Source organism: Massilia sp. Mn16-1_5, assembly GCF_004798585.1.
GTDB lineage: Bacteria > Pseudomonadota > Gammaproteobacteria > Burkholderiales > Burkholderiaceae_D > Telluria.
Genome location: NZ_PPXQ01000002.1, coordinates 124776 through 145914, shown reverse-complemented (window position 1 = coordinate 145914; position 21139 = coordinate 124776). Strand labels below are relative to the sequence as shown.

Here is a 21139-nt window from a genome sequence, read left to right as displayed (position 1 = left end):
AGCTCCTTTTACGACGGTTGTGTGATCGATCCAGCCGGGCGCGCGGGATGGAATCGCTCCCCTCGCGCGCCGCTTGCCACTGTGCCGATCCTACGCCGGTCAGCCCTTTTCCGGCGCCGCTTTCGGCTTGGCCGGGCGGCGGCTGCGTGCCGCAGGCTTGCGTGCCGGACGGCTTGAACCGCCGCGCCCGGATTTCGGACGGGCGGCGCCGTTCTCGTCCCGTGCCACGTTACCGTTGACGTCATCGGGCAAGACGTATTCGTCGTCGTCCTCAGCCAGCGTGGCGACCGGCGCTGCGATCTCGGCCACAGGCACATCGGCCGCCGGCACCGCATCGACCTGCGGGGCTTCCGGCGCGGATGCTTCCTCGGCCTGCGCGGCCAGCTGCTTGGCCGTCGGCTTGCGCGGCGTGCGGCGGCGTTCCTTCTTCGCCGGCGCCGGGGCTTCTTCCAGCACGGCCGGTTCGACGGCGGCGACCACCTCTTCCAGCGCGGCCGGGGCCGGCCAGGCTTCCATGCCCGCATCTGCGGCCGCTTCCTCCGCCGGCGCGGCCTCGGCTTCGTCGGCCACCTCGGCCACTTCGTCCGGCGTCACCGCCACGAACGGCGCTTCGGTACGCGCATTCTTGCGTCCGCGTCCGCCGCGGGTGCGGCCCTTGCTCTTGCCTTCTTCCTTCGCCTCGACCGGTGCCGGTGCTTCCTCACCCTCGGCCAGCGCTTCCGGCGCGGCCAGGATGGTCTCGGCCATGGTCGGCCCTTCGGCAGGCACGGCGGCGGCAGCGCTGGTGCTGCGATAGACATAGGTGCCCGACTTTTCGTCGCGGCCGAACTCGAACAGGCCGCGCACCTGTGCTTCTTCGAGCAGGTTGCCGAAGGTGCGGAAGCCGTAATACACCTCGGAGAATTCCGGACGGCGGCGCTTCAGGGTGTCCTTCAGCAGCGAAGCCCAGATCTTGCCCGTGTCGCCACGTTCGGATACCAGCGCGTCGAAGGTCTCGACCACCATTTCCAGGGCCTGCGTCTTGCGCGCTTCCAGCTCTTCCTTGCGGCGGTCGTCTCCACTTGGCCGCTTTTGCGGCTGGGCCTTGCGTTCGTCGCGTTTCGCGGCAGCGCGGCGCACCTCGCGCACCAGGTCGTCGTAGAAGATGAATTCGTCGCAGTTGGCGACCAGCAGGTCGGAGGTCGACTGCTTGACGCCGACGCCGATCACCTGCTTGGCGTTCTCGCGCAGCTTGGAAACCAGCGGCGAGAAGTCGGAGTCGCCGCTGATGATCACGAAGGTATTCACGTGGGACTTGGTGTAGCACAGGTCGAGCGCGTCGACGACGAGGCGGATGTCGGCCGAATTCTTGCCCGACTGGCGCACGTGCGGGATCTCGATCAACTCGAAATTCGCTTCGTGCATCGTCGACTTGAAGCCCTTGTAGCGGTCCCAGTCGCAATAGGCTTTCTTGACCACGATGCTGCCCTTGAGCAGCAGGCGTTCGAGCACGGGCTTGATGTCGAATTTCTCGTAGTTGGCGTCGCGTACGCCCAGCGCTACGTTCTCGAAATCGCAGAACACCGCCATGCTGATGTTATCGGATGAAGCCATGTTTGTTATTTTCAATAATAAAGAGGGTCGGACACCCGGCGGATTATACGCACAAGATGGGCTTGCCCAGCGCATGGGGCCGTATTGGCGGGCATCGCCGCCGGGAGACCGGCGCGCTCAGAGCCGCGCCAGCGTGGCCGAGTCGGGCAGGCCGTCGAAAAACTGGTCGAGACAGGTCTGGAACACGGCCTCGTCCGGAGCGACATCGGCGAACAGGGTCATCGAAGAATGGAATTTGCGGTCGTCGGGACCGTCGAAGATCGCGCCGATGTCCATGTCGCGGTGGGTGGCGACCAGGCGCGCGCACTCGCGCAGGCGCGGCCCCAGTACCGGGTGGGCCAGGTAGGCGGCGGCTTCGTCGCCCGAGCGAATCGCGTACTTCCGCGCCATCTCGCTCCGGCCCAGGCCGGCGATCTGCGGGAAGACGAACCACATCCAGTGGGTGCGCTTCTTGCCGGTGCGCAGTTCGGCCAGGACGTCGGAGTACACGGGATCCTGGGCGGCGACGAAGCGGTCGAGGTCGAATTCATGGTTCATGGCGATCTCCCAAGAATATTCATCCTACCTCTTTCGTCGTTTTTGCTAAAGTGGCGCCACCATGAAACCCGAACACCTGCTCCTGCTGCTCACCCGCGACATGCCCTACGGGAAATACGAAGGCCGCAAGATCGCCGACCTGCCCGGCCATTACCTCGGCTGGCTCGCGCGCGAAGGCTTTCCGCGCGGTGAACTGGGCGAACTGCTGGAACTGATGTACGAGCTCGACCATAACGACCTGCGCGGACTGCTCGAGCCGCTGCGTGGCGCCCGCTAAGGCCGCTGCATGCCAGACTTGCGTTGCTGCATAGCAACGCTCAAGCGGCGTACCGGCTTTGTCCCGCCGCGCCAGGGAAGGCATGGCGCGACCGGGGCGGAGTGCTTGGCTATAATCACTTCTATCTTTACGTCATCCAGAGCGCATGCAAACACATCCGACCACCGCCTCGACCGTCCTCGTCGTCGAGGACGACGAACACATCTCCCAGGTCCTGCGCTTCATGCTGGAACGCCAGGGCTACCAGGTGGTGCACATGGCCGACGGACGCGCCGCGTCGCAGCACATCGTGGCCGCGGAGCCGCCGGCCCTGGTCCTGCTCGACGTGATGCTGCCCTACGTGGACGGTTTCGAGATCGTGCAGCTGATCCGCTCGCAGGAAAGCTGGCGCGACGTGCCGGTGCTGATGCTGACCGCGAAGAACACCGAGCGCGACACCGTGCGCGCGCTCGACGCCGGCGCCAACGACTTCGTCATCAAGCCCTTCCAGCCGCAGGAACTGCTGGCCCGCGTGCGCCGCTTCCTGCGCCCAAGCACCTGACGGCGCAGCGGCAAGGACGCGCCTTTGACCCCGGCCACCAACCCCGACACCTTCATCGCCGCCGCCCTCTGGACCGGCTTCGCGGCGCTGCTCCTGACCCTGCTGCTGGGCCTGCAGATCATCGGCATGCGCCTGATGCTGCGCCGGCGCCAGCGCAGCGACGCACGGGCGCTGGCGCGCTGGCGCCCGCTGCTGAATGCCGCCATCGTCGGCGAGATGCCGGACAGCCTGCCGCCGCTGCGCCGCGCCGAGCGCCTGCCCTTCCTGCGCCTGTGGGCTCACCTGCAGGGTTCCCTGCGCGGCGAAGCCAACGAGGCGCTGAACGAAGTGGCACGCCGCCTCGGCATCGACGCCTACGCGCGCGGCCTGCTGGTGCGCGGCAGCCGGCCGGCGCGCCTGCTGTCGGCCCTGGTGCTGGGCCACCTGCACGACCGCGAAGCCTGGCCGGCCCTGCTGCGCATGGCCGAACAGCCCGACAACACGGTCGCGCTGACCGCACTCTGGGCGCTGGTGCGGGTCGATCCGCCCGCCGCCGCCGACTACATGGTCCCGCTCTTCATCGCGCGCGAGGAATGGGCGCTGTCGCTGGCGGCCGGCATCCTGCAGCAGGCGACGGAACCTGCAGCCGCCGCGCTGACGCGCCTGCTGCCGCAGCTGGGTGAGGACAAGCTGCCGCGCGCGCTGCGCATCGCCGAGGCCCTGCACCTGGCGCTGCCGGGCGCCGTGCTGGGCGCGGCGCTGCGCAGCCCGTCGATGCCGGTCGTGATCGCCGGACTGCGTGGGGTGCGCACGCCCGAGACCCTGCTTGAGGTGCGCGCGCTGCTGGCGCACGCGGACTGGCAGGTGCGGGTGCAGGCGGCGCGCGCGCTGGGCCGGGTCGGCGAACGCGCCGACGCCGAGCGCCTCGTGCAGCTGCTGGGCGACCGCGAATGGTGGGTGCGCTACCGCGCCGCCGAAGCCCTGCTCGAACTGCCGGCGCTGTCGCGCGCCGACCTGGACGTCCTGCGCGCCTCCCTGACCGACCGCTTCGCCGCCGACATGCTGTCGCAGGCGCTGGCCGAAAGCGCCAACAAGTGAGCCTCGCATGAATACCGAACACGTCATCGTCGCCTTCGTCACCTGGTTCGTGCTCTGCTTCTTCGTGGCGCTGAACGGCGGCTACTTGTTATTAAACCTATTCTCGCTGCGGGCATTGCACCGGCGTGGCCAGGAGCAGTTCCTGGGCGACCTGCCGCGGGCGTACTCCGGCCTGGAGCCGCCGGTCAGCATCCTGGTCCCCGCCTACAACGAGGAAGCGACGATCGCCGCCTCGATCCGCTCGATGCTGCAGCTGAGCTACGCCGAATTCGAGATCGTGATCATCAACGACGGCTCGAAGGACAAGACCCTGGAAGTGCTGCAGCGCGAGTTCGCCCTGCTGCCCTTCCCCGAAGCCTACCGCCGCACGATCCCGACCAAGGAGGTGCGCCAGATCTACCGCTCCACGCGCTACCCGAACGTGCGCGTGATCGACAAGGTCAACGGCGGCAAGGCCGACTCGCTCAACGCCGGCATCAACGCCTCGCGCTATCCGCTGTTCTGCGGCGTCGACGCCGACTCCATCCTGCAGCGCGACAGCCTGGCGAAAGTGACGGAGCCCTTCCTGCGCGACCCGACCATGGTCGCCACCGGCGGTACCGTGCGCGTGGCCAACGGCTGCGAAGTCAGCGGCGGTTTCCTGACCAAGGTCGGCCTGCCGCGCAGCCCGCTGGCGCTGTTCCAGGTGGTCGAATACCTGCGCGCCTTCCTGTTCGGGCGCCTCGGCTGGTCGGCGCTGAACGGCATGCTGATCATCTCGGGCGCCTTCGGCATCTTCAAGAAGGATGCCGTGGTGCTGGCCGGCGGCTACCGCCCGAATACTATCGGCGAAGACATGGAACTCGTCGTGCGCATGCACCGCACCCTGCGTGAAAAGGGCCAGCCCTACCGCATCGAATTCGTGCCCGATCCGGTGTGCTGGACCGAAGCCCCGGAAGACATGGCGACGCTGAAGAACCAGCGCGTGCGCTGGCAGCGCGGCCTGGCCGAAAGCCTGAACGCGAACTGGGGCCTGATGTTCTCGCGTAACGGCGGCGTCGCCGGCTGGGTCGCGTTTCCCTTCATGCTGTTCTTCGAGTGGCTCGGACCGGTGATCGAACTGGGCGGCTACATCTTCATGGTCTTTGCCTTCCTCACCGGCGCGATCTCCTGGGAAGCCTTTGGCGCCTTCCTGTTCGTGGCGCTGGGACTGGGCATTTTGCTGTCGGCGTCCGGGCTGCTGCTGGAAGAGATGTCCTTCCACCTCTACCCGCGCGGCAAGCAGCTGCTCATGCTGGGATTGATCGTGATCCTCGAGAACTTCGGCTACCGCCAGCTCAATACCTGGTGGCGCCTGGTCGGCCTGTGGCGCTGGCTGCGCCAGAAGGAGGCGACCTGGGGTGCGATGAAACGCAAGGGCATCGGCGAGGAAGGCGCCGGCGTGCCGCCCCGCGGGCCATGAAAGCGCTGCTGGCCGCTTTGCTCCTGATGTCGTCTTCCGCGCACGCCGCTTACCTGCACCTGTGCCCGGCCGACGCGGCGCCGAAGGACGGCGTGCAGGTCAAGTTGGCGGACGGCAGCGTGCTGGCGGTAAGCAGCGCGCCGCAACTGCCGGGCTGTCGCGCGAGCGCGCTCGGCGTCGATGCGTCCCAGGTGGAAAGCCTGTATCCGCTCGCCCCCGGCGATACGCCGGCGCGCACCATCCTGCTCTATGGCGCGGTCGGCAACAAGCCGTTCGCGCCATCCAGCCACGACCTGCCGCAACCCGACCGGCCCGGCGCCGTGCCGCAGCGGCGCCCGGTACCGCTGCGCGCCAACTTGCTGGGTGAAGCGCGCGTGCGTCCGTTCGGAGTGGAAGAGCGGGTGCGCGCCGAGCATGCCGACGGCAAGCTGCGCCTGGCTTGCGGCGCCGGCACGCGCGCGGCCGGGGTGCTGATCGACGGTCCCTGGCAGCTGCCGCTGGCCGAACTGCGCCTGGCGGCGCGCTACAGCGCCAATGGTACGTTCAGCCTGCAGGCCGCGGACGAGGCCTCGGCTGCGCGCGAAACCTCCCATGCGCTCGGCGACCTCGATGCCGCCAAGGGCGCAGCCACGCTGGCGCTGCCGGCCGCGCTCGATCGTGCCGGCTGGCGCCAGTTCGTGCTCCTGTGCCCATCGAACGCTGCCACGCTCACGCTGGATGCGCTGAGCCTGGAACCTGTCCCCGGGAAGCCGCAACCACGCGCCACCTGGATCTGGGAACGCGCCGAATGGCGTGACAAGCCCGATGCGCTGCTGGCCTGGGCCAGGCGCGAAGCCGTGCGCGAACTGTTCATCGTCGTGCCGCTCGAGGGCGCCCGCGTACGTGAACCGGACCGCCTGGCTGCCTTCGTGCGCCGCGCCGGGCAGGCCGGCATCGCCGTCACGGCGGTCGAAGGCGACCCGCACATGGTGCTGCCCTCGCAGCGCGCCGCCACCGTGGACCGCGCCCGCGCCTACGCCGCCTACAACCGCGCCGCGAAACCCGAGGAACGCCTGCGCGCCATGCAGTTCGACGTCGAACCTTATCTGCTGGACGACACCGTGCTGGACCCGGACCTGCGCGACCGCGAATACCTGGCCATGGCGCAGGCGCTGCATGCGGCGGCCGGCGGCATGCCGCTTGAATTCGTCGTGCCCTTCTGGTGGTGGGACAAGCGCGCCCTGCTCGACGGCCTGGCGAAAACGTCCGACGGCCTGGCCGTGATGGACTACCGCACCGATCCGGACCAGATTGTCCGCTTCGCCGTGCCCTTCCTCGACTGGGGTACCCGGCACGGCAAGGGCGTGCACATTGCCCTGGAAGCCGGCCGGGTAGCGCCGGAACTGCAACGGCGCTACGTGCGGGCCGACGCCGACGAGTCAGGATCGCTGCTGGTGGCGCAGGTCGGCAAAACGCCGGTACTGGTGCTGCTGCGCCAGCCGGTAAAAACCACGGCCGGCACCCTGTATCGCCTCTCGGGCGAGCGTACGCTGGACGGCAGCGCCACCAGCTTCCACGGCAATCCGGAGCGGCTGCGCGCGCTGCTGCCGCGGCTGGAGCGCGATTTCTCGGCCTGGTCCTCGTTCGGGGGGCTGGCGCTGCACGGTTGGCGCTGGCAATGACGGGCATAAGAGGTAGTGATCTACCCTTCTTTACCCGGAAAGCAGCGAAGTGCGTACACTGAGCCACTCGGAGCGTCGCTAACGGCCAAAAGCGGTCATACTTTGAGCGCCTAATTTGCTCGGGGCGGCTCCGGTATGCGAGAAAGGACTCAGATGATGTTACGCAATAAACGTAACCAATTGACCGACGCGGAAACGCATGGTGCCGAGCGCGGACTTGACCGCTTCGAGGGATTCAGCGACGCGGTTTTCGCAATCGCGCTGACCCTGCTGATCGTCGAGATCAAGGTCCCCGGATCTCCCGAGGGCGCACATGGCTACAGCGACCTGGCACGCGCCATGGCGGAGCAGTGGCGCGAATTTCTCGCGCTTGTTCTCTGCTATGTCGTGATCGGCGCCTACTGGCTGCAGCACCATTATACGGGTCGCATTTATGCCAAGACTGATCACTGGTTCGGCACGATCAACCTCCTGTTCATACTGGCGATCATTGTCATTCCTTATCCAATCCGCGTCTGGTGCTTCCACCTCGGCACGGGCTTCGAGCCCGTCGCGTCAGTGACCCTGGTTACCGGTCTTGCCCTGACTGCCTCCGCCTGGATGTCGAAATGGTTCTATGCAATGCCAGGCCGCAGGCTGATGGACGAACGGTTGGCGCCCGATTTCCTCCAGCAGATGACGCGCCGCTACGGCGCTGCGACGCTGGTCCAGATCGCTGCAGTTCCCCTTGTGATCGTGGCGCCGCGCATCGGAGTGGCCATTGCACTACTGTGCGTTGCCTTCTTCCTCCTGCCACAACCCGCGCCACGCTACAAACCCGGAGAGGAGCCGAACGAGGCTGAGAAATCGAACAAGTAGCTAATGTGGAGTTCAAGTGAAGCGCACGATCTGCCAGCGCCCCGCGAGCGGGGGAAGAAGCTGTGCTGTCGGCACGTCCGCTTTGCGGGTCGTGAGCGGACATCGAGTCCGCCGAAAGCGCCTTCGGCCGGCAACGTACGGGAGCAAATGAGCAAAAGGCCGAAATTCAGTATATTGCGGCATTGCCCGCGTATCGCAGCGCGCAGGGGCGCTCACGTCAACCAGGAACTTCATGCTAGCCCTCGATAAGAAAACCGCTCAACCCGCCACCGTCCCGTTCACCGGCTACCAGAAGTTCGTGGCCGGCCTGCTTGCCTTTCTGCAGTTCGCCGTCATCCTCGACTTCATGGTGATGTCGCCGCTCGGCGCTGTGATCATGCCCTCACTCGGCATTTCGCCGGCGCGCTTCGGCATCGTGGTGTCGGCGTATGCGTTCAGTGCCGGCCTGTCCGGCTTGCTGGCAGCAGGCTTTGCCGACCGCTTCGACCGCAAGAAATTACTGTTGTTCTTCTATGCCGGTTTCATCTGCGGCACGCTGTGGTGCGGCCTGGCGCGCTCGTTCGAAGCGATGCTGGCCGCGCGCATCGTCACCGGCCTCTTCGGCGGCGTGATCGGCTCGGTGTTGCTGGCCATTGCTACCGACCTGTTTGCGCCCAATTTGCGCGGCCGCGTGATGGGCATCATCCAGACCGCGTTCGCCGCAAGCCAGGTGATGGGCATCCCGGTCGCGCTGTATTTATCGAACCATTTCAGCTGGCATGCACCGTTTTTCCTCATCGTCGGCATCGGCGCCATAGGCGGCGTCGTGCTCGCCTGGCGCCTGCAACCGGTCGACGCTCACCTGCAAGGACAGTCACGCTCGAACGCATTGCAACACCTGATCGCCACCGTAACCGATCGGCGCCACTTGCCTGCACTGGCCACCACGTGTTTACTCGCCACCGGCGGCTTCATGCTGATGCCGTTCAGCAGCGTCTTCACCGTCAACAACCTGGGCATCGGCCTGGACCGCCTGCCGACGATTTATCTGATCACGGGGCTGTGCACGATTTTCGTGGGTCCGCTGATCGGAAAGCTGGCCGATCGATTCGGCAAGATGCCTGTGTTTTATTTCGGCACCGCGGTGACGATCGTCATGGTGCTGACCTACACGCACCTGCCGCCCGTGCCCTTGCCGGTCGTGATCGCCGTGAATGTCGTCATGTTCCTCGGCATTTTCTCGCGCATGATTCCGTACCAGGCCTTGGCAGCGTCGGTCCCCGAGCAGCATATGCGAGGCTCGTTCAATGCCATCAGCTCCTCGCTGCAGCAATTGTCCGGCGGCCTGGCCGCCATCATCGCCGGCCACCTCGTCAGCACGGGTGCAAACGGCAAGCTGCAAGGCTTCCCGCACGTCGGCTACGTGGTCGTCGGTACCACCATCGTGGCCGCGTTCCTGGTCACGCAAGTCAACAAGGAACTCCAAGGGCGCCAGGCTGCGGCGGTCTGAGCTTTACTTTCTGGTTTCACGGCGCCGGCGCCAGCGGCAAATCGACATGGAAAGTCGTCCCGGCACCCGGCGCCGTCTCGAAACTGATCTGCCCGCCATGTTCCTCGACCAGGCTCTTGCTGATCGACAGCCCCAGCCCCGTGCCGCCCTTCTGGCGCGTATCGGCGCCATCAGCCTGGGCAAATCGCTGGAACACGCGCGGCTGGAAGGCCGGCGGGATGCCGCTGCCCTGGTCGCGCACCGAGAGGCGCGCGCGGCCCGCATGCAGGCACAGCGCCAGCGTCACGCGGCCGCCGCGCGGCGAGAACTTGATCGCATTCGACAGCAGGTTCGTCAGCACCTGCACCAGGCGGTCGTGGTCGATCGCAGCCGACAGGTCGCGCGCGGCCGGGTCGCACTCCAGCTGCAGGACGACGCCCATCTGGCCCGCGTATCCCTGCATCCCGGCCAGCGCATGCTCGGCCACCGGCAGCAGCGGCTGGGCGTGGCGCTCGAACTGCATGCTGCCGGCCTCGATCTTCTGGATGTCGAGCACGTCGTTCACCAGGCGCACGAGGCGCTCGCAACTGTCGTGCGCGATCATGACCAGGCCGGCGACATCGGGCGGCAAGTCGCCCGCGATGCCGTCGGCCAGCATCGAGAGCGAAGCGCGGATCGAGGTCAGCGGGGTGCGCAGTTCGTGCGAGACGGTGGCGACGAATTCGCTTTTCAGCTGCTCGACTTTCCTGCGCTCGGAGATGTCGTGCAGGAAGACGGCAAAGAAGCTGCCCTCGCCGCCGCTGGCCAGCCCGGCCGTCATCTCGATCGGGAATTCGACGCCCTGGCGGTCGATCACCAGGCGCTCGACGCGGCGCTCGAGCAGCGGGCTGTAGCCGGTCGCGCGCACCATCTCGATCGCTTTATAGGTGCTGGGGCGGAAGCGCTCGGGCACGATCAGTTCCGGCATCGGCCAGCCCAGCACCTCGGACCGTTTCCAGCCGAACATGCGCTCGGCCGCGCTGTTCCAGTCGGTGACCAGCCCGCGCATGTCGACGCCGACGAAGGCATCCTGGGCCGCCTCGACGATGGCGCCGATGCGCTGTTCGCTGGCGCGCACGGCAACCAGGGCGCGCTCCATTTCGCGCGTCCGCTCCTCGACGCGCGCCTCGAGCGTGGCGTTCACGCCCTTCAGTTCGTGGCGGCGCTGGCGCAGGTCGCTCAGCAGCGCGTTCAGGGTGGCGGACAGGGTCTCGACCTCGACATAGCTGCCCCGTCCCGACACGAGCGGCACGTTCTCGCCGCCGCGGATGCGCTCGGCCTCGCTCACCAGGCGGCCCAGCGGGCGCGTGATGTAGCGCGCCAGCACCACGCCGGCGATCGAGAACAGCGCCGCCAGCGCCAGCCCGCTGATCAGGGCGCGCCGGCGCAGCTCCCTGGCTGGCGCGTAGGCGTCGAGCTCGGCCTGGCGCACCAGCACGGTCCAACCCAGGCCCGGATAGGCATCGAAACCGCGGCCGCGGCTGAAACCCACCAGATAGGAGGTGCCATCCGGCCAGCGCTCGACCAGGTAGCCGGCATCCTGGCGCTCTGCCGCGCGCAGGCTGGGCAGGTCCAGCTTCTTGCCCTGCAGTCCGCTTGGCCCCAGCAGCACAGTGCCATTGTTGCCGATGATCAGGGCGTCGACCTTGCCGCGCGTGGCAAGCGGCGCGATTACCGAACGCTCGATGGAGCGCGCCCATTGCCAGGACAGGTGGGCGCCGAGCACGCCGATGGTCTTGCCCTGCGCATCCTTGTAGGGAAAGGCGACGTCGACGAAGCGGCGCGGCTCGCCCTCCTGGCGCGGCAACAGTTTGGCCAGCAGCACCGCCTCGTGCACGTCGCCGACATGGATGCCCTTGAGGGCGTTGCCGAACCAGGGCCGCTGCGATACGTCGGCGCCTTCGAGCAGGCCGCCGGCGGCGACCTGCACCCGGCCGTCGAGGCCGGCCATGCCGATCCAGTCGTAGTATTCGTAGGATTGCTTGATGCTGTCCAGCACCGCCCGGCGCTCGGCCAGGTCGTTGCTTGCGGGTGCCAGGTCGCGCCGCTGCGCCAGCAGCCGCACCTCGCGGTAGCGCGTGTACATGCCGCGTTCGAGCTTGTCGGCCGCCTGCACCGCCAGTTCGCGCAAGCCCTGGCCGATACTGGCCTCGATCTGCCTGGTGGCCGCCACGTCGACCACCTCGACCATCAGCACGGTAAGGAAGATCGACAGCAGCGAGAAGGCCAGCGCCAGCCAGGTGCCCAGGCCGCGCCGGGCCGGCTTGCGTGCGGTGGCGCCAGTCGCGGCTGGCTGGGAAGTCGAAGAACGGTCCATGTGCATCAGCTCATTTACTACATATTTACTATGGTGCAAGAGTACCATGTGCCGGGGCGCGCGGGGACTGGCACGGCCACCGGTCGCACGGCCGCGGCCGATTTCTCTTATACTTACTGGTTACATCCAACCGCACCAGAACACAGCATGTCCAACAACGCAACGCCCGCCGCTCCCCTGCTCGACTACGTCACGTCCTGCGCGCTGCCCACGCCGTGGGCCCAGTTCACGCTGCACGCTTTCGTCGAGCATTCCACCGGCAAGGAACACCTGGCCATGGCCCTGGGCGACATCGGCAACGGCGAACCGGTGCTGGCGCGCGTGCATTCGGAATGCCTGACCGGCGATGTCCTGTTCTCGCAGCGCTGCGACTGCGGCGCCCAGCTCGAGGGCGCCCTGAAACGCATCGCCGCCGAAGGCCGCGGCGTGCTGCTCTACCTGCGCCAGGAAGGCCGCGGTATCGGCCTGGTGAACAAGATCCGCGCCTACCGCCTGCAGGAAGCCGGCGCCGATACGGTCGAGGCCAACCTGCAGCTCGGTTTCCATGCCGACGCCCGCAACTATGAACTGTGCCTGCCGATGCTGGAACAGTTCGGCATCAGGCAGGTCAAGCTGATGACCAACAATCCGCGCAAGATCGACGCCCTGGCGCGCCTCGGCATCGAGGTGACGGAACGGGTGCCGCTGCTGGTCAACCGGAATGCCTTCAACACGGGCTACCTCGACACCAAGCAGGCCAAGCTCGGCCACATGATGAGCACCCCGTCGGCAGCGATTGCCGAAGATGGCGAACTGTAACGTTCTGCAGATAACTTAGTGTGGTGGCAAGATAGCACTTACTGAGCGCGCATCGAGCGCTCGCTGACTGCTGAGGTGCAGGGTGGCTTCCCGCGTGCGGCGCTGCCCGCGCCGTCGCCACCGCCATGAAACTTGCCGCCAGCCTCGTTTTCGGTGTAGTCCTGAGCAGCCACGCCGGCGCCACCGCGCCGGCCGGCGCGCACCCGGCACGCGTGCGGGCAGCCGCGGCGCAGGCGGCCAAGCCGGAGGCGCCGCCCGCCGCCACATCGCCGGCGCTGCCGCCCGTCACGCCACCCGGCGCCACCCCGCCCGCGCCCGGTCCCGGCGAACTCGATACCACCACCGCCCTGCCGCCGCCCTCCTCGGCCGCCCAGCAGCTGTACTCGTCGGCCCAGGCCGATCTGCTGCAGATCCGCATGCTGCTGAAAAACGGCCGCACCCAGTCGACGGTGGGCTCGGGCTTCCTGGTCGGCACCAGCAACCTGGTGCTGACGAATTACCACGTGGTCTCGCAGATGGCGCTCGATCCCGAGGTGTATGCCGGCGAATACGTCGACACCAACGGCGAGCATGGCCCGGTCGAACTGCTGGCCGTGGACGTGCTGCACGACCTGGCGGTGCTGCGCGTGAACCGCAACGGCACCGGCTTTTTCATCGTTCCGGAAAAGCCGGTGAAACTGATCCAGGGCCAGGACCTGTACTCGCTCGGCAATCCGCTCGACCTGGGCTTCGCCATTTCGGAAGGCGCCTATAACGGCGTGGTCAGCCGCAGCTTCTACGACCAGCTGATTTTCAGCGGCCCGATCAATTCGGGCATGAGCGGCGGGCCGAGCGTGACCTCGAGCGGGACTGTGGCCGGGATCAATGTATCGAAGCGGCGCGACGGCGAGGCAGTCAGCTTCCTGGTGCCGGTCGGGTACGCGCAGGAATTGCTGCGCCGCGTTGCCAAGCAGCGCGCGGCGCCCAAGGACTTCAATCCCCTCATCGCCGAGCAATTGCTGGCGCACCAGCGCGCCATGGTCGGGCGCCTGCTCGATTCCCCGCTCTCGATCAAGAACATGGGCCCCTACCGGGTACCGGTGCGCGAGTCCGGCCAGGTACGCTGCTGGGGCCGCTCGAATGCGATGGCGGACGTCTCCTTCAGCTCCGATACGCTCAACTGCGCGATGGAATCGGCGATCTATGTCTCGGACACCCAGCAGACCGGGCAAGTGGCCATGAGCCACCAGTACCTGCGTTCGATGAGCTTGCATCCGCTGCGTTTCGCGGCCCTGGCCAGCAGCCAGTTCGGCCTCGACCGCCTCGGCCGTACGCGCGACGTGCGCCTGACGGGTCCGCTCTGCAGCGAGCGCTACGTGCGCACCAATAACCTGCCGCTGCGTGCCGTCACCTGCGTGCGGGCCTACCGCAAGTTCCCGGGGCTGTACAACTTCACCCTGCTGACAGCCAGTACCGACGATGCCCAGGCCAGCCTGCAGAGCCGGCTCGACGTGTCCGGCGTGTCCTACGATAACGGCATGCGCGTCGCCCGCGCCTTCCTCAACGCGCTCGGGCGCAGCGGGAAGCTACAGTGAAGTGCCTATGAAAGGGCCATGGTTCATCGAAACCCTCGCGCGCAACGGTGACGTGCTGCACCGGCATCGGGTGGACAGCCTGCCGATCCGCATCGGCCGCGGCTACGACAACGACTACATCCTCGACGACGCCTATGCGGCCGCGCACCACGCGCTGGTCGAAGCGGGCGAGGACGGCAGCCTTGTGCTGCGCGACCTCGGCACGCGCAACGGCGTGGTCCACGCGGGCAAGCGCAGCGAACGCCTGGTCTTGACCGGCAACACGGTTGCCCGGCTCGGCCACACGACCCTGCGCATCCGCGCCGCCGACTTCCCGGTGCCGCCCGAAGTACGTGACCGCACCATGCACGGCTGGGAAGGCGCCCTGCCCGGCCTGGCCGGCACCGTGCTGATCGCCCTGGTCGCGCTATTCACGATGTGGCTGGCCGATACCCAGGCTTACCGGCCGTTCCGTTACCTGCTGGCGCTGGCCTACGGCCTGGGCGCCGGCCTGGTCTGGAGCGGCCTGTGGGCCCTCGGCAACCGCCTGTTCGGCCGCCATGCGCGGCTCGGGCGCCACCTGTTCATCTTCGGCAGCGGCGTTGCCGCCCTGATGCTGTTCCGCCTGGTCTCGAGCTCCATCGGCTATGCCTGGTCGATCGAGGTCTTCACCCGCTATGGCTCGCACGTGGCGATCGCGCTGGTGGCCGGCATGGTCTATTTCCACCTGACGACGGTGAAACCGGAGCCGCGCCGGCGCCACGCAATCGTCTGCGCGGCCCTGGCCCTGCTCGGTTCGGGCCTGGTTTTGATCAGCAACGAGCAGCGCAACGGCCGCCTGGCCGACGAACTCTATATGTCGGTGCTGCTGCCGCCCGAGATGCGGGCCACGCCGGACAGCAGCGTCGACGAGTTCATGGCCGACGTGGCTGCCATGAAGGCGCGGCTCGACCGCGAGCGCCAGGACGAGAACGGCGGCTGAACCCGGCCGGGCCGGGCTCGTCTCTCAGTGCGCGGTCTTGCTGGCCTGAGAGGCGCCCGGGCTGCCGTCCGGACGCTGGAAGTTGCCGGCCTGCCCTGCACTCGCGCCTTGCGTGCCGGCGCTGCCCTGGGCGCGGTCCTGGCCATTACCGGCCGCAAACGGATCGACGAAGCGCTGCAGGTTATCCTGGCCCTGGCGCAGGCCGCGCTGGGTTTCCTCGGTTGCAGTACGCGCCACCTCGTCGGCCAGCTGGCGCGCGGTGCGGGTCGTGTTCTGCACGTGCTCTTCAGTCACGCGCGCCAGTTCCACCTGGGCGTCGGCCGCCAGGCGCGAGATGTGTTGCTGGTAAGCGCGCAGCTTCTCGGTGGTGGGCTGGGCACGCGACGCGGCTGCGCTCAGCACTTCGGTCTGGCGGTCGGCGGTCAGGATCTGCTGGCTTGCCAGCGCCGTTTCCTCGAGCATCGTTTGCACCAGCTGGATGTTCAGGTTGCACATCTGCTGAAAGGACTGGAACAGCGATTTCGACATGTCGTTCATGAAGGCGGTCTGCGCGTCCAGGTGGGTACGCACCGCCGGGGTCACCGATTGGGAAAATGGATACATGCGTTGCCTCATTCATGGGTAAGTGTTTATAGGAGTAGTCCATGTTTCGCCGGCGGCGCCCGCCCGGCACAGGAGGGCGTCTTCCGCGCGAAGCCTCAAGGCTAGGGCAGCACCATGTCCCGGGTTTGCGCTGGATCAAAGGTGTGCAAACACGAAAAGCCTGCGGAAAAGAGAACGGCCCCGCCTCCGCGCAGTGCGGATGCGGGGCCGTTGCAGGCCATGCCCAGGCGTCCGGGACTCAGCCGGCGTGGCGCTCGACCCAGGCGGCGAAGCTGTCGACGAAGGTCTGCAGGAAGCCGCGCAGCGACTCGTCCTTCAGATGGTCGCCGTCGAACTTGTCGGCGATGCCGCCGAGATAGGCTTCCGGCGCCGGCATGGCCGGCATGTTCAGGAAAGGCAGCGTCTGGCGCAGGTGGTGGTTGGCACCGAAGCCGCCCAGCGCGCCCGGCGACTGGCTGACGATGGCGCAGGGCTTGCCGCTCCAGGCGGCCTTGCCGTAGGGACGCGAGCCGACGTCGATCGCGTTCTTCAGCGCGCCCGGCACCGAGCGGTTGTATTCGGGCGTGATGAACAGGATGCCGTCCGCCGCGCGGATGCGCTCGCGGAAGGCCGTGTAGGCCGGCGGCGGTGTCTCGGTGTCGATGTCCTGGTCATACATCGGCAGGTCGCGGATCTCGACGACTTCCATGTCGAGCTTGCCTTCTGCCAGCTGGCTCATCACCTTTGCCAGCTTGCCGCTGTACGAATCCTTGCGCAGGCTGCCAACGACGATTGCGATTTTCTTCGATGCCATGCGATCCCCTCTTTCATTGTCTGCAAAATCTTGATGGTAACCACTTTCCCGCAAGCGCGTGCGCGCGCCTCCTTCAGATGCGGCCGCGCCGGAATGCCGCAAGAAATTTCCGCGCCTGCGCCGCACTCAGCACCTGAACCGGATCGCCGTGCCAGGCGAACAGGAAGGGTTCACCGCCGAGGCGGTCGGTCAGCTTGGCGTTGAGCAGGAAGCGGGTACCGGCCGGGTATTGGGCCGGGTCGCGCAAGGAGCGCGCGCACTGCACCCGCGTCGTGGGCGCGAAGGCCTGGCCCGGCATCGGCTGGATGCGCAGGCGCCCGGTGCGCGGATCCGGCACCGAATGCACGGCCACCTCGCGGTAGGCCCAGCTGTCGCGTGCCACCGCTACGCCTTGGCCAGTGCGGCGCCGCGCGCCACGGGCGCTTCGCGGATCGGCAGGTTGACCAGGGCCGCCGCCAGTGCCAGCGCGATGTCGGCGTACCACATCCAGCTGTAGTCGCCGAAGCGGACAAAGGCCAGGCCGCCGAGCCAGGCGCCGAAGAAGCCGCCGATCTGGTGCGACAGCAGGGTCAGGCCGAACAGGGTCGCCAGGTAGCGCGTGCCGAAGAGTTTGCCGACCAGGCCGGCGGTGGGCGGCACCGTCGCCAGCCAGGTGAAGCCGAGCGCGGCGGCAAGGATGTAGAAGGTCAGTGCGGTCTTTGGCGCCAGCAAATAGACGACGATGATCGCCGCACGGCTGAAGTACATCAGGGCCAGCAGGTTTTTCATCCGATAGCGTGTCGACAGTGCGCCGGCACTGAGGCTGCCGGCGATGTTGAACAGGCCGATCAGGCCGAGCGCCGTACCCGCCACGGCGACCGGCAGGCCGCACAGGGCAACTTCACCCGGCAAGTGGGTCACGAGAAAGGCGATATGGAAACCGCAGGTGAAAAAGCCGGCATGCAGGCACAGGTAGCTGCGGTCGCGCATGGCTTCGCGCAGCTGCTGGGTCAGGCTGATGCCGATCACCGGCGCCGCCCCGGCCGCGGCCACCGTCGGCTGCGCGGCTTTGCGGCCGCGCATCAGCCAGGCCAGCGGAATGGTGAGCAAGGTGGTGGCCGCCATGGTCAGCATGGCGATGATCCAGCCGGGGCCGGCGATCAGGACCTGCATCAGCGGAGAAAACACGAACTGGCCGAAGGAGCCGCCGGCATTGATGAAGCCGGAAGCGAAGGGACGGCGCGCGGCCGGCAGGCGCTGGGCGGTGGCGCCGATCAGGATCGAGAAGCTGCCGGCGCCGGCCCCCGCCGCCGAGAGCACACCCATGGTCAGCAGCAGGCCCCATTCCGAACTGACGAAGGGCGTGGCGGCCAGGCCGCCGGCCAGCAGCAGCGCGCCGAGCACGATCACACGGGCCGGGCCGTACTTGTCGGCAATGGCGCCGAAGACCGGCTGCGAAGCGCCCCACATGAACTGGCCCACGGCCAGCGCGAAGCTGATCGTCGCCACACCCAGGCCGGTGGAGGTGTTCAGCGGCGACAGGAACAGGCCGGTGGTCAGGCGCGCGCCCATCGTGATCATCAGGATCGCGCTGGCGGCAAGGATCAGAAGCCAGGCGGCGCGTGTCGACATCTCGGTATGGGTACTCATCGTCATCCCCGTTATTGTTGTTTGCCGCGTGCGCACGCATGCGGAACTGGAATGAGAGTTTAACAACGAACCGCAGGCCTTGCTGGCAGCCCTCGATCCTTGCCGGAAGCGCGTGAAGATATGGAACTGATGATGTCGAACAAAGTGTGGCGGGGATCGGAACGGAATCCTCGTGGTCGAAGAAGATGTACAGGCCGTGCAGCCCTGCTGGTCGGGGCGCCGCACGATTGACCTATCCGGAACCAGCCACGAAAGAATGCCACACAATGCATGAGCACACCACGAACGCGGCCGCGGCAAGACGGTCTCAGGCACGCAATTCAACGGTCGGGCCGGGCACTGCGCCGCCCCGCCCTTTCAGCGGTGTAGTTTCACCACGCGGAGAAGACGACATGGAACCGAGAATCGCGCGGCTCGAAAGTTTCGGCGACGAGTGCCGGCGAGAGATGCGCTCCGTCGATGTGCGCCTGGCAAAAATCGAAACCGTCGCCGACGGCCTGGCGCAGAACACGGCCACGAAGGCCGACGTCGCCCAGCTGGAAACCACCCTGATCAAGTGGTTCCTCGGCACGGCGACGGCCGTTGCCGGACTGGCTTTCGCAGCGGCGCGGATTTTTCATTGAACCGGGTTCAGCTGGCCGGCACAAGGGACGCTACTGCGACGACAGCTTCATCAGCACCAGGCCGCAGACGATCAGCACGGCGGCCAGGATGCGCGTCGGATTGATCTGCTCGCCCAGCAGGACGATCCCGACGATGAAGGCGCCGACCGCGCCGATGCCGGTCCATACCGTATAGGCCGTCCCAAGAGGGATGCTGCGCATGGCGAAAGACAGCAAGAAGAAGCTCGCTGTCATCATGACCAGGGTGACGATGGACGGCCACAGCCGTGTGAACCCCTCCGACTGCTTCATCGAATAGGCCCATACGACTTCGAAAATTCCTGCGACAAGCAACATGATCCAGGCCATGACGGCGCTCCTTGAAAAAGGCGGGCCGTCCCGACATTGGTTCCCGGACTGGGGGGAGGTCGTCCTCCCTGTTACGACGAAGTCTTAGCTGCCGGCGCGAATCAGCATAGCAATCGCTTCCGCCGCCATGCCCTCTTCCCGGCCCAGGTAGCCGAGCTTCTCATTGGTCTTGGCCTTGATGTTCACCTGCTGCGGCGACACGCCCAGGTCTTCGGCGATGCGCGAGACCATGTGCGGGATGTGCGGCGCCATCTTCGGTTGCTGGGCGATGATGGTGGCGTCGACATTGCCGATCGTGTAGCCGGTGGCGACGACGCGGGTGGCGGCTTCGCGCAGCAGGACGCGCGAGTCGGCGCCGGCGAACATCGGGTCGGTGTCCGGGAAATGCTTGCCGATGTCGCCCAGCGCGGCCGCGCCCAGCAAGGCGTCGATGATCGCGTGCAGCAGCACGTCGGCGTCCGAATGGCCGAACAGGCCGAGGCGATGCGGGATGGTCACGCCGCCGACGATCAGCTTGCGCCCTTCGACCAGGCGGTGGCAGTCATAGCCGGTGCCGATGCGAAACGGTGGGGTCGGGTTGTAGGATGCGAGTGCCATGGTGTGCTTACAGTAATTCAGGTTGGGTCGTGGCCAGGTACATCTCGGCGATGCGCACGTCGGACGGCAGCGTCACCTTCATGTTACGCGGATGGCCCTCGACCAGTTTCGGCGACAGGCCGAGCGCTTCGACGGCGGAGGCATCGTCGGTGATCTGGTTCGGGTCGCGCGCAGCCGCCAGTGCGTCGCGCAGCAGTTTATACCGGAACATCTGCGGCGTCTGCGCCAGCCACAAACCTTCGCGCGAGACGGTGCCGAGGTCGCCGGCGATGCTGCGCTTGACGGTGTCGACCACCGGCAGGGCCAGCAGGCCGCCGACCGGATGTTCGCCGGTCTGGGTAATCAGTTTTTCGATCAGCGCGTCGTCGAGGCCGGGGCGGGCCGCGTCGTGCACCAGCACCCAGTCGTTCTCGCGCAGCGTCGGGCTCAGGGCCGCGAGGCCGTTCTGCACCGACTCCATGCGGGTCGCCCCGCCGCAGCGCAGCACGGTCACGCCGTGGCTCGGTACGACGCTGTCGATGATCGGATCGTCCGGGCTGACCACGACATAGGTATGCGCGATCAGTTCGCTGAACAGGAAGGCGTCGATGGCATGACGCAGCATCGGCTTGCCGCCGATTTTCAGGTATTGCTTGGGACCGCTCGCGGCCATGCGCGCCCCGACGCCGGCGGCGGGGATGAGCGCGAAATAACGTGGTGCCTGTGAATTCATGTGCTTCGTTTACTCTTTGCCGGTCTGATAAGAGACTGTACCTCACCTGCGCAAACTTTGCCGAGACGGGCGTATTCTTGCGGGGTATCGATTGCGGCCTGTAAACGTTCGACTTTCGCCATCTCGTTTTTAATGAAGGGCATCCAGCCGCTGTCGATCTCGCGCTGCAAGAGGCTGCGCGCCTGGCCGCGCGGCGCGTACAGCGGCTTGCCCTCGAAGCGGCGCGCCAGGGCAGCGCTGATGACCTTCTCGGCCTGTGGCAGGTAATTGAGATAGATGTCGCGGTGGCGCAGTTCGTGGGCCAGGATCTCGCGGTAGGAGCAGGTATGCGGCGGGAATTCGCGTCCGACGTAGACGACGATGGGCAGGTAATACAGATTGATCTCGAGGCGCGGCGCCACGCATTCGTAGCCGCTGGCCGGATCGCTCAGCATGCGGCCCTCGACCTTGATGCCGACCTGCGAGGCCGTACGCGTCAGTCCCAGTACATAGCTGCCCGGCGCGCGGTCGCCCTTCATGGCGGACAGGCCGTGGAACGAATAACTGTGGTCGATGCGGTAGCCGTTCTGCTTCGAGCTCATGACCGAGACACTTTGTCCGATCGTGTCCTCGCAGCGCGCCTGGAATGCGGTGCGCGCGCTCGCCGGCGCGAGGGCGCACAGCAGGGCGAGCACGAGCAACCACTTCATGAC

21 protein-coding genes and 1 pseudogene are annotated in these 21139 nt (G+C 66.9%); 11 read left to right on the top strand and 11 right to left on the bottom strand.

Annotated features, from left to right (window positions below; genetic code table 11):
* Positions 1 to 99 precede the first annotated feature (99 nt).
* Positions 100 to 1593, bottom strand: a complete 1494-nt coding sequence (locus tag C2862_RS02725; protein WP_136218585.1) for an NYN domain-containing protein — start codon at positions 1591 to 1593, stop codon at positions 100 to 102.
* Positions 1594 to 1710: 117 nt separating this feature from the next.
* Positions 1711 to 2130, bottom strand: coding sequence for a DUF1810 domain-containing protein (locus C2862_RS02720; protein ID WP_136218584.1), 420 nt, complete (start codon positions 2128 to 2130; stop codon positions 1711 to 1713).
* 61 nt (positions 2131 to 2191) lie between these two features.
* Between C2862_RS02720 and C2862_RS02715 the strand changes: the two genes are divergently transcribed.
* The 7 genes from C2862_RS02715 (at position 2192) to C2862_RS02685 (ending at position 9474) form a co-directional block, all read left to right on the top strand.
* A complete protein-coding gene (locus C2862_RS02715) occupies positions 2192 to 2407 on the top strand; it encodes a DUF3820 family protein (protein ID WP_136218583.1) in 216 nt (71 codons plus the stop codon).
* Positions 2408 to 2552: 145 nt separating this feature from the next.
* Positions 2553 to 2948, top strand: a complete 396-nt coding sequence (locus C2862_RS02710) for a response regulator transcription factor (protein ID WP_136218582.1) — start codon at positions 2553 to 2555, stop codon at positions 2946 to 2948.
* 24 nt (positions 2949 to 2972) lie between these two features.
* Entirely contained in the window at positions 2973 to 4025 is a 1053-nt protein-coding gene (locus C2862_RS02705; RefSeq protein ID WP_136218581.1) for a HEAT repeat domain-containing protein, read from the top strand.
* Positions 4026 to 4032: 7 nt separating this feature from the next.
* Positions 4033 to 5466 carry a glycosyltransferase family 2 protein gene (locus tag C2862_RS02700; RefSeq protein ID WP_136218580.1) on the top strand — a complete coding sequence of 478 codons (1434 nt, stop codon included), beginning with the start codon at positions 4033 to 4035 and terminating at the stop codon, positions 5464 to 5466.
* Positions 5463 to 7127 (top strand): hypothetical protein, encoded by a 1665-nt coding sequence (locus C2862_RS02695; RefSeq protein WP_136218579.1) that lies wholly within the window; start codon positions 5463 to 5465, stop codon positions 7125 to 7127. The genes C2862_RS02700 and C2862_RS02695 overlap by 4 nt, the downstream gene beginning before the upstream one ends.
* A gap of 156 nt (positions 7128 to 7283) precedes the next feature.
* On the top strand, positions 7284 to 7985 hold the full coding sequence (locus C2862_RS02690; protein ID WP_229467257.1) for a TMEM175 family protein: 702 nt from the start codon (positions 7284 to 7286) through the stop codon (positions 7983 to 7985).
* A 232-nt stretch (positions 7986 to 8217) separates the two neighbouring features.
* Positions 8218 to 9474 (top strand): MFS transporter, encoded by a 1257-nt coding sequence (locus C2862_RS02685; RefSeq protein WP_136218577.1) that lies wholly within the window; start codon positions 8218 to 8220, stop codon positions 9472 to 9474.
* Positions 9475 to 9490: 16 nt separating this feature from the next.
* Here the strand turns inward: C2862_RS02685 and C2862_RS02680 are convergent, their stop codons facing one another.
* On the bottom strand, positions 9491 to 11809 hold the full coding sequence (locus C2862_RS02680; RefSeq protein WP_136218576.1) for a sensor histidine kinase: 2319 nt from the start codon (positions 11807 to 11809) through the stop codon (positions 9491 to 9493).
* Between the two features lie 147 nt (positions 11810 to 11956).
* Here C2862_RS02680 and ribA point away from each other — a divergent pair, with 147 nt between their 5' ends.
* The 3 genes from ribA (at position 11957) to C2862_RS02665 (ending at position 15142) form a co-directional block, all read left to right on the top strand.
* Positions 11957 to 12607, top strand: coding sequence for a GTP cyclohydrolase II (gene ribA / locus C2862_RS02675; protein ID WP_136218575.1), 651 nt, complete (start codon positions 11957 to 11959; stop codon positions 12605 to 12607).
* A 125-nt stretch (positions 12608 to 12732) separates the two neighbouring features.
* Complete coding sequence (locus C2862_RS02670) at positions 12733 to 14181, top strand: serine protease (protein ID WP_136218574.1); 1449 nt, start codon at positions 12733 to 12735, stop codon at positions 14179 to 14181.
* Positions 14182 to 14188: 7 nt separating this feature from the next.
* Positions 14189 to 15142, top strand: coding sequence for an FHA domain-containing protein (locus C2862_RS02665; RefSeq protein ID WP_136218573.1), 954 nt, complete (start codon positions 14189 to 14191; stop codon positions 15140 to 15142).
* A 24-nt stretch (positions 15143 to 15166) separates the two neighbouring features.
* On the opposite strand, the gene C2862_RS02660 is transcribed toward C2862_RS02665, so the two are convergent.
* From C2862_RS02660 to C2862_RS02645, 4 genes are all read right to left on the bottom strand, one after another.
* Entirely contained in the window at positions 15167 to 15745 is a 579-nt protein-coding gene (locus C2862_RS02660; protein WP_136218572.1) for a phasin family protein, read from the bottom strand.
* A 238-nt stretch (positions 15746 to 15983) separates the two neighbouring features.
* Positions 15984 to 16538: an NADPH-dependent FMN reductase gene (locus C2862_RS02655; RefSeq protein ID WP_136218571.1), complete on the bottom strand. Its 555-nt coding sequence runs from the start codon at positions 16536 to 16538 to the stop codon at positions 15984 to 15986.
* Positions 16539 to 16611: 73 nt separating this feature from the next.
* Complete coding sequence (locus tag C2862_RS02650; RefSeq protein WP_136218570.1) at positions 16612 to 16920, bottom strand: hypothetical protein; 309 nt, start codon at positions 16918 to 16920, stop codon at positions 16612 to 16614.
* A 2-nt stretch (positions 16921 to 16922) separates the two neighbouring features.
* Complete coding sequence (locus C2862_RS02645) at positions 16923 to 18167, bottom strand: MFS transporter (RefSeq protein ID WP_136218569.1); 1245 nt, start codon at positions 18165 to 18167, stop codon at positions 16923 to 16925.
* Positions 18168 to 18559: 392 nt separating this feature from the next.
* On the opposite strand from C2862_RS02645, the gene C2862_RS02640 reads away from it, so the two are divergent.
* Positions 18560 to 18790 (top strand): hypothetical protein, encoded by a 231-nt coding sequence (locus C2862_RS02640; protein WP_136218568.1) that lies wholly within the window; start codon positions 18560 to 18562, stop codon positions 18788 to 18790.
* Positions 18791 to 18820: 30 nt separating this feature from the next.
* Here C2862_RS02640 and sugE read toward each other — a convergent pair.
* The 4 genes and pseudogenes from sugE to C2862_RS02620 form a co-directional block, all read right to left on the bottom strand.
* A pseudogene (sugE, locus tag C2862_RS02635) lies at positions 18821 to 19159 on the bottom strand (quaternary ammonium compound efflux SMR transporter SugE); the annotation flags it as partial.
* 63 nt (positions 19160 to 19222) lie between these two features.
* Positions 19223 to 19735 carry a 2-C-methyl-D-erythritol 2,4-cyclodiphosphate synthase gene (gene ispF, locus C2862_RS02630; protein ID WP_136218566.1) on the bottom strand — a complete coding sequence of 171 codons (513 nt, stop codon included), beginning with the start codon at positions 19733 to 19735 and terminating at the stop codon, positions 19223 to 19225.
* 7 nt (positions 19736 to 19742) lie between these two features.
* A complete protein-coding gene (gene ispD, locus C2862_RS02625) occupies positions 19743 to 20447 on the bottom strand; it encodes a 2-C-methyl-D-erythritol 4-phosphate cytidylyltransferase (protein ID WP_136218565.1) in 705 nt (234 codons plus the stop codon).
* Positions 20444 to 21136: a hypothetical protein gene (locus C2862_RS02620; RefSeq protein ID WP_136218564.1), complete on the bottom strand. Its 693-nt coding sequence runs from the start codon at positions 21134 to 21136 to the stop codon at positions 20444 to 20446. The genes ispD and C2862_RS02620 overlap by 4 nt, the downstream gene beginning before the upstream one ends.
* Positions 21137 to 21139: the final 3 nt, after the last annotated feature.

Excerpts from the sequence above, each read along its gene's own strand:
- C2862_RS02640 (WP_136218568.1), top strand. The coding sequence starts at position 18,560 with ATGGAACCGAGAATCGCGCGGCTCGAAAGTTTCGGCGACGAGTGCCGG.
- ispF (WP_136218566.1), bottom strand. The coding sequence starts at position 19,735 with ATGGCACTCGCATCCTACAACCCGACCCCACCGTTTCGCATCGGCACC.
- C2862_RS02680 (WP_136218576.1), bottom strand. The coding sequence starts at position 11,809 with ATGGACCGTTCTTCGACTTCCCAGCCAGCCGCGACTGGCGCCACCGCA.
- C2862_RS02655 (WP_136218571.1), bottom strand. The coding sequence starts at position 16,538 with ATGGCATCGAAGAAAATCGCAATCGTCGTTGGCAGCCTGCGCAAGGAT.
- C2862_RS02670 (WP_136218574.1), top strand. The coding sequence starts at position 12,733 with ATGAAACTTGCCGCCAGCCTCGTTTTCGGTGTAGTCCTGAGCAGCCAC.
- C2862_RS02690 (WP_229467257.1), top strand. The coding sequence starts at position 7,284 with ATGTTACGCAATAAACGTAACCAATTGACCGACGCGGAAACGCATGGT.
- C2862_RS02695 (WP_136218579.1), top strand. The coding sequence starts at position 5,463 with ATGAAAGCGCTGCTGGCCGCTTTGCTCCTGATGTCGTCTTCCGCGCAC.
- ispD (WP_136218565.1), bottom strand. The coding sequence starts at position 20,447 with ATGAATTCACAGGCACCACGTTATTTCGCGCTCATCCCCGCCGCCGGC.
- C2862_RS02725 (WP_136218585.1), bottom strand. The coding sequence starts at position 1,593 with ATGGCTTCATCCGATAACATCAGCATGGCGGTGTTCTGCGATTTCGAG.
- C2862_RS02660 (WP_136218572.1), bottom strand. The coding sequence starts at position 15,745 with ATGTATCCATTTTCCCAATCGGTGACCCCGGCGGTGCGTACCCACCTG.
- C2862_RS02720 (WP_136218584.1), bottom strand. The coding sequence starts at position 2,130 with ATGAACCATGAATTCGACCTCGACCGCTTCGTCGCCGCCCAGGATCCC.
- C2862_RS02665 (WP_136218573.1), top strand. The coding sequence starts at position 14,189 with ATGAAAGGGCCATGGTTCATCGAAACCCTCGCGCGCAACGGTGACGTG.
- C2862_RS02715 (WP_136218583.1), top strand. The coding sequence starts at position 2,192 with ATGAAACCCGAACACCTGCTCCTGCTGCTCACCCGCGACATGCCCTAC.
- C2862_RS02620 (WP_136218564.1), bottom strand. The coding sequence starts at position 21,136 with ATGAAGTGGTTGCTCGTGCTCGCCCTGCTGTGCGCCCTCGCGCCGGCG.
- C2862_RS02700 (WP_136218580.1), top strand. The coding sequence starts at position 4,033 with ATGAATACCGAACACGTCATCGTCGCCTTCGTCACCTGGTTCGTGCTC.
- ribA (WP_136218575.1), top strand. The coding sequence starts at position 11,957 with ATGTCCAACAACGCAACGCCCGCCGCTCCCCTGCTCGACTACGTCACG.
- C2862_RS02685 (WP_136218577.1), top strand. The coding sequence starts at position 8,218 with ATGCTAGCCCTCGATAAGAAAACCGCTCAACCCGCCACCGTCCCGTTC.
- C2862_RS02645 (WP_136218569.1), bottom strand. The coding sequence starts at position 18,167 with ATGAGTACCCATACCGAGATGTCGACACGCGCCGCCTGGCTTCTGATC.
- C2862_RS02710 (WP_136218582.1), top strand. The coding sequence starts at position 2,553 with ATGCAAACACATCCGACCACCGCCTCGACCGTCCTCGTCGTCGAGGAC.